This window comes from Caloramator sp. ALD01, assembly GCF_000472625.1.
GTDB lineage: Bacteria > Bacillota > Clostridia > Clostridiales > Caloramatoraceae > Thermobrachium > Thermobrachium proteoclasticum.
This window is the reverse complement of the sequence record NZ_KI421443.1, coordinates 10,145-17,400: the sequence shown is the minus strand read 5'-3', so window position 1 is coordinate 17,400 and position 7,256 is coordinate 10,145. Positions and strand designations below refer to the sequence as shown.

General features: G+C 33.0%; 6 protein-coding genes. All 6 read left to right on the top strand.

Annotated features, from left to right (window positions below; genetic code table 11):
• The first annotated feature begins 307 nt into the window (after positions 1-307).
• The 6 genes from larE to A3M9_RS0112815 all read left to right on the top strand — a co-directional run bounded on the left by larE (position 308) and on the right by A3M9_RS0112815 (position 7,195).
• A complete protein-coding gene (gene larE / locus A3M9_RS0112840; protein ID WP_027309531.1) occupies positions 308-1,123 on the top strand; it encodes an ATP-dependent sacrificial sulfur transferase LarE in 816 nt (271 codons plus the stop codon).
• Positions 1,116-1,877 carry a nickel pincer cofactor biosynthesis protein LarB gene (larB, locus tag A3M9_RS0112835; protein WP_027309530.1) on the top strand — a complete coding sequence of 254 codons (762 nt, stop codon included), beginning with the start codon at positions 1,116-1,118 and terminating at the stop codon, positions 1,875-1,877. Before larE ends, larB begins: the two co-directional genes overlap by 8 nt.
• A gap of 2 nt (positions 1,878-1,879) precedes the next feature.
• Complete coding sequence (larC, locus tag A3M9_RS0112830) at positions 1,880-3,031, top strand: nickel pincer cofactor biosynthesis protein LarC (RefSeq protein WP_027309529.1); 1,152 nt, start codon at positions 1,880-1,882, stop codon at positions 3,029-3,031.
• A 163-nt stretch (positions 3,032-3,194) separates the two neighbouring features.
• Complete coding sequence (locus A3M9_RS0112825) at positions 3,195-4,973, top strand: cell division FtsA domain-containing protein (RefSeq protein ID WP_027309528.1); 1,779 nt, start codon at positions 3,195-3,197, stop codon at positions 4,971-4,973.
• Between the two features lie 400 nt (positions 4,974-5,373).
• The gene (locus A3M9_RS0112820) at positions 5,374-6,543 is read left to right on the top strand and encodes a sensor histidine kinase (protein WP_035166777.1); all 1,170 of its coding nucleotides are present in this window, start codon (positions 5,374-5,376) and stop codon (positions 6,541-6,543) included.
• Positions 6,536-7,195: a response regulator transcription factor gene (locus A3M9_RS0112815; RefSeq protein ID WP_027309526.1), complete on the top strand. Its 660-nt coding sequence runs from the start codon at positions 6,536-6,538 to the stop codon at positions 7,193-7,195. Before A3M9_RS0112820 ends, A3M9_RS0112815 begins: the two co-directional genes overlap by 8 nt.
• Positions 7,196-7,256: the final 61 nt, after the last annotated feature.

Below are 7,256 nucleotides of genomic sequence, written 5' to 3'. Positions count from 1 at the left end.
AAAGTTGCTACAGAAGTAACTTTGGTATCATTAAATTTTGCTTTCATGTTTAAAAATCTAATTTTCCTCTTTAAATTTTTTTGATTTTGTTGTAAACTATTCATAGAAATCACCCTTTTGTGTTTTGGTTTTGCAATTATATTTTAACACTAAAAAGGGATGATTTCTTTTAATTTTTTTGAACAAAAAATTCTTTAATTTCAATGCCTTTCGGCATCACTTGCCGAATTCAAGTTGAATATATATAGATGAATATATTTATGTTTTATAGTATAATTTAATTAGAATATTTTGATGGGGTGGAGATATGATATTGCAGAATAAATTAGAAAAGTTAAAGAGAATATTAAATGAAATGGGAAGTGTTATGGTAGCCTTTTCTGGAGGTGTAGATAGTACCTTTTTGCTAAAGGTGGCAAAGGATGTCTTAGAAGATAGAGTGGTTGCAGCAACAGCAATTTCCTATATTTATCCATCTTGGGAACTAAAAGAGGCAGCAGAATTTGCCGATAAATTAGGTGTAGAGTATATTAATATAAAGGTTGACCCTTTAAATGAAGTAGAGGAGTTTAAAAATAACCCACAGGATAGGTGTTATATATGCAAAAAACACATATTTTCAAGTTTGTGTAGTTATGCAAATGATATGGGAATAAATTATGTTTGTGATGGAACAAACTATGATGATTTATCTGAATATAGGCCGGGCAAAAGGGCACTTGAGGAGCTAAAGGTAAGAAGTCCTCTTTTAGAGGCAGGACTTACAAAGGACGAAATAAGAGAGCTATCGAGGATGATGGGATTAAAGACACACGATAAGCCAGCATATGCCTGTCTTGCAACAAGAATACCCTATGGGGACATAATTACAAAGGATAAATTAATGATGATAGATAAGGGAGAAAAATATCTAATTAAAAAGGGATTTAAACAGGTAAGAGTTAGATGTCATAACAACTTAGCAAGAATAGAAATTGATGCAAAGGATATGGATAAAATATTGGATATTCAGTTGATTAATGAAATTAATACATACTTTAAAGAAATAGGATTTAGTTTTGTAACCCTTGATTTATCAGGATATAAAAGAGGAAGCTATGATGGGGAGGTAAGCAATGCATAAGGAGGATATAATTTCACTACTTGAGGGATATAAGAATGGAGATGTTAACTTAGATGAGGCTCTAAAGAGGTTGATTAACCTTCCATATAAGGATTTAGATTTTGCAAAGCTTGATTATCACAGAGGAATTAGAGTTGGATATCCTGAGGTTATATACTGTGAAGGTAAGGAGCTTGAACATCTAAAAAAAATTGTTGAAGATATGCTAAAGCAGGATAAAAACATACTTGCGACAAGGGTAAGTAAAGAGGCCTACAATGCAATATGCGAAATAACAGATAATCTTATTTATAGTGAAGTTGCAAGGGTTTGCGTTATAAATCCAAAGGAAACAAAAAAAGTAGGTCTTGTTGCAGTTGTAACAGGAGGAACAGCAGATATTAAGGTTGCAGAGGAGGCTGCAATTACCTTAGAGACCTTTGGGAATAATGTAGATAGGATATATGATGTTGGAGTTGCAGGAATTCATAGGCTATTTAATAATTTAGATAGAATAAGAAGGGCAAATGTAGTAATTGCAGTTGCAGGAATGGAGGGAGCACTTGCATCAGTTGTTGCAGGGCTTGTTGATGTTCCTGTCATTGCTGTTCCAACCAGTGTAGGATATGGTGCAAATTTCAATGGGCTTTCAGCACTTTTAACTATGCTAAATTCCTGTGCAGCAGGGGTTTCTGTTGTAAACATTGATAATGGATTTGGTGCAGGGTATATAGCATCAACGATAAACAAAAGAGTAGCAAAGGGAGTTGAGTGATTTTGAGAATACTTTATTTTGATTGCTTTTCAGGAATTAGTGGAGATATGGCGGTTGCTTCACTTTTAGACCTTGGTGTTTCTAAGGAATATTTATTAAATGAACTAAAGAAATTAAATATAGATGAGGAGTATAAAATAGATATAAAAAGGGTTAAAAAGGCAGGAATTGACTCAACTTATTTCGATGTCATTTTAACTGAACACAGGCATCACGCAAGAAACTTATTTGACATAGAGGGAATTATAGACAAAAGCGATTTAAATAAATCTGTTAAGGAACTTTCTAAGAAAATATTTAAAATAGTAGGTGAGGCAGAGGCAAAGGTTCACGGAGAAAAGCTATACGATGTTCATTTCCACGAAGTTGGTGCAACAGATTCTATAATAGATATTGTGTCCTTTTCTATATGCCTTGACTATCTAAAAATAGACAAGGTTATATCCTCCTACATTAACACAGGACGAGGATTTGTAGAATGTGAACACGGAACACTACCTGTTCCTGCACCCGCAACAGCAGAAATACTAAAGGGAATACCTGTATATTCAGATGAAAGGGAATTTGAACTTACTACACCAACGGGTGCGGCAATAATTAAAGCTGTTGCAGATGAGTTTAAAATGGATTGCCCTCTTGTGATAAAAAATGTTGGCTATGGAGCAGGAAAAAGGGATACAGAAAAACCAAATATACTAAGGGCAATACTGTCGGAGGATAATCAAGACGAGCTTTTTTTAATTCAAGCCAATATTGATGATATGACAGGTGAGATGTATGGATACCTAATGGATAAACTATTTGAAGCTGGAGCAAGGGATGTATACTATACCCCTATTTATATGAAAAAAAATAGACCAGCGGTAACTTTAAATGTAATTGTATCAAAAACTATGGAGGAAAAGATATTAGATATAATTTTTACAGAATCAACTACAATAGGAGTTAGAAGGATAAAAATAGATAGAGTAGAATTAGAGAGAGAAACAAAAACTGCAAAAACAATATATGGGGATATAAAAGTAAAGATTGCAAGGTATAAGGATAAGATTGTTAATGTAAAACCTGAGTTTGAGGATTTAAAAAGAATTGCAGATAAAAACAACATCCCCTTAAAAAGTGCCACCAAGAGCTCCGAAAAAATGATACCTTAAAAATTGTCACCACTATATATAGTGAATAAAAGATAATATGCGCAACTATATATAGTATGTTTTTAAAAATAATTTGATTTTTTCGGAGGTCTCCCACCCAGGTGAAATGTGAAATTATCCATAATTTGCAAATAGAACCTACTAAGAATTAAGAGGTGGTTATGTGGAGAATATAAAGTTTGCATTAGACATAGGTACAAGAACAGTTATAGGTGTTGCGTTTGTAGTAGATGGAGACAAAATAAAAGTGGTGGATGAAGAAATTATAGAACATAGAAAAAGAGCAATGATGGACGGACAAGTACACGATATACAGGCAGTATCTGAAATAGCATATGAAGTAAAAAGAAGGCTTGAAGAAAGATTATGTACAAAGTTTGATAGAGTTTCAATAGCTGCAGCAGGAAGGATATTAAAGACTACAAAGGTTTTAGCTGACCTTCCTCTAAAGGATGGACAAGTTATAGATAGGGATTTTATAAACACCCTCGAATTGGAGGCATTATCAAAGGCATATTCACAAATTAATACAGAGGATTTAGAAGAAAAATTCTATTGTGTAGGCTATAGTGTAATTAACTATTTTTTAAATGATTACCTTATGACTAACCTTGAGGGACATAAAGGCAAAAAGGTATCGGTAGAACTTCTTGCAACGTTTCTGCCGCAGTCTGTAGTTGATAGCCTCTATTCAGTAATAAAAAACATTGGTCTTGAGGTTGAAACAATGACTCTTGAGCCAATTGCAGCAATGAATGCAGTAATTCCAAAAGAGTACAGACTTCTTAATCTTGCACTTATAGATATAGGGGCTGGTACATCGGATATTGCAATAACAAAGGATGGAACTGTTGTTGCCTATGGTATGGTTCCCTTTGCAGGAGATGAGATAACGGAGGCAATATGCCATTATCTTGTGGTAGATTTTAATACAGCAGAAGAAATAAAGCTATCCCTAAACACCAATAAAAAAACATATAAATATACCGACATACTTTTAAACACAAAGACAGTTAAATTAAGTGAGATTAAAAAGGTAATAGAGCCAACTGTTGAGAAACTTGCAGAACTCATATGTCAAAAGATAATAGAATTAAATGGCAAATCCCCTAATGCAGTGTTTTTGGTAGGCGGGGGAAGTCAGATAGTTAAGCTACCTGAATTCATTTCCTCAAGATTAGGTATTCCAAAGGACAGAGTAGCTGTAAGAGGAATTGATGCCATAAAAAATGTTATATATAGTGGTGATAGGTTAAATGGCCCTGATTGTGTAACACCCATCGGTATTGCAATAAATTCGATAAACTCACCAGGAAGTTTTATTGCTGTAAAGGTTAATGGTAAAGAAGTAAAGCTCTATAACTCAGGAAAACAGAGGGTTTCTAATGCACTTCATATTTCAGGAATAAAACCTCAAAATCTTTTTGCAAAGTCAGGAAAAGGGATTAACATAAAAATAAATGGACAGGAGAGAAGATTTTTAGGTGAAGCAGCAAAGCCATCTATGATATTTAAAAATGGACAGGTTACCTCGCTTTTAGATTGTATTGAGGATGGAGATGAAATTGTTGTAAATTTTGCTGTGGATGGTAGGGATGCAGAAGTTTTACTTAAGGATGTGTTAAAGGAAGGCCAGATGGCAAAGGTAAATGGAGTAGAGATGGGTTTAGATTATAAGCTTTCTGATGGAGATGAAGTTGAAATTATAGAATTAAAATTCAATGAGGTAAAAGAAGAGGATTTTATTTATGTAGTTGTAAATGGAGAGCCAATCAAATTACAAAATAGGCAGGAAGGATACATATTTGTAGATATATTTAATTATGTAGATATAGATATAAACAGTGCAAAGGCGGTAAGGTTACTTTTAAATGATAGGGATGCATCCTTTACAGATAGAATAAAGGATGGGGATAGGATTATAATAGAGACACACCAATAAAGGTGTGTCAGGCTGTTGAAAAAGTTATATATTGATTAGCCCCATGAAGGATTTCTTGGNCATTGATTCATTTCGCTAAGCAATTCTAAGCTTTTCTTTGTTTGAAAAAGTCCTACCCTCGCGATGCCATCGTCCTGATGGCCGCTCGGCTCGGCACGTCCTGTGCCGAATTACGGACTTTTTCAAAGTCNAAAAGCAATAATTGCTAAAGCTCATGAAATATGCTAATAGAAATCCTTTCATGGGGCTTTTTCATATTTTAGCTAACAAACAGGTTTGTCAACAATCTGTGTTTTTTATTAAAAACTTTTAAATTATGAAATAAAATTGGATAATTGATAAAAATATAATTAATGTTATAATGTAATTAAAAATTATATTTAAAAAGTGAGTGGTGTAAATGAAAAGAAGGGGCACCGAAATAAGTGAAATAAATGAAATAATAAAGAGAATAATAGAACAAATAAGCAACAGTAAAGAGATGATAATAAACATCATAGACAATGTAAAAAAAGAAGAGGCTGAACTAATCATAGAAATAAAACAGCTAAAGGATAAGATAGCTGAAATTATCAAGGAAGTTGATGAACTGGAGAAATTAGATAAAAAAATGAGGCAGTCCCTTTCTGAAGTATCAAGTAGATTTGATAAATATTCAGAAAAAGATATAAAGGAAGTATACGATAAGGCCTATGAGGTTAGGCTAAAACTTCTTACTAAAAGGAATGAAGAAAAATCCTTAAGGGAGAAAAGGGATAGGTTAGAGATTCAGCTAAAAAAACTTGGAGAAAACATAAACAATGCACAAAAGGCTATAAGTCAAATAACTGTTGCATTAAAGTACCTTGAGGGTGAGGCATTATCGACACTTAATTTAGATGATAAAGAATCGGAAATGTTAGTGGGAATAAAGATACTTGAGGCTCAAGAGGATGAAAGAAAGAGAATTGCAAGGGATATACACGATGGACCTGCACAGTATGTGGCATCTGCAGTTATGAGAATAGATTTTACTAAAAAAGTAATTGAAAAGGATTTAGAAAAGGGAATGATGGAGCTTTCGGAGCTTAAGGAAGTTTTAAAGACTGCACTTAAGGAGATTAGAGCAATAATATTCGACCTAAGGCCTATGTCCCTTGACGATTTAGGATTAGCTCATACAATACAGGAATATGTAAAATCCATAAAAGAGGAGAAGGATATAAATATTGAACTTAAAATAAAACCAATAGAGGATGAAATAGAACCTATAATACAGGTTGCAGTTTATAGGATAATTCAAGAGATACTAAACAACGTAAAGAAACATTCTAAGGCAAAAAATGTAGAGGTAAAGCTTGATTATGGACTTAAGTATCTTATGATTGTTGTAAGTGATGATGGTATAGGCTTTGATGTAGAAGAAACACTAAAGAAGGTTAAAACACAGGGGACAAACTATGGACTTTTAGGAATAATGGAAAGAGTAAATCAACTTCAGGGAGAATTTGAACTTGAATCTAAAAAGGGAGTAGGTACCAAATTTAAAATCAAACTTCCTGTTAATAGGGGGGTAATTAAGGATGATTAAAATACTTATTGCTGATGACCATACGCTCATAAGGGAAGGGCTTGAAAAGATAATTGGTCTTGAAGATAATATGAAAATAGAATTTAAATGTAGGGATGGAAGGGAAGCATTAGAATATATTTTTAAAAATAAGATAGATGTTGCCCTATTAGATATTAATATGCCAAACCTTACTGGTATTGATGTTTTAAAAAATATTAAGAGCAAAAATATAGATATAAAAACTATAATACTAACAGTTGAAAGTGATAAAAACATACTTTTTGAAGCAATAGAGGTTGGGGCAGATGGATATATATTAAAGGATTCTGCATCAGATGAGATTGTTGAGGCAATAAATACTGTATATGGTGGAGAAAAATATATAGATAAATCATTGGTGTCTTTAATATTTAACAGAATAAAGAGCAAAGAAGAAAGGACTTGTATATTTGATAAGCTTTCAAAACGTGAAGTTGAGGTTCTGCTTTATATATCAAGGGGATTTAGTAATAAAGAGATAGCTGAAAAGCTTTTTTTATCCGAGAAAACAGTTAAAAACTATGCTACAAATCTATTTTTAAAGATAGGGGTTAACGATAGAGTTCAGGCAGCACTTTTAGCAGTACAGAATAATATAGAGGAGTATTATAAAGGAAAGTACGAACAGTAGGGACTTAAGTCTCTACAGGCTGTTGAAAAAGTTATATATTGATTAGCCCCATGAAGGATTT

Excerpts from the sequence above, each read along its gene's own strand:
- A3M9_RS0112820 (WP_035166777.1), top strand. The coding sequence starts at position 5,374 with ATGAAAAGAAGGGGCACCGAAATAAGTGAAATAAATGAAATAATAAAG.
- A3M9_RS0112815 (WP_027309526.1), top strand. The coding sequence starts at position 6,536 with ATGATTAAAATACTTATTGCTGATGACCATACGCTCATAAGGGAAGGG.
- larB (WP_027309530.1), top strand. The coding sequence starts at position 1,116 with ATGCATAAGGAGGATATAATTTCACTACTTGAGGGATATAAGAATGGA.
- larE (WP_027309531.1), top strand. The coding sequence starts at position 308 with ATGATATTGCAGAATAAATTAGAAAAGTTAAAGAGAATATTAAATGAA.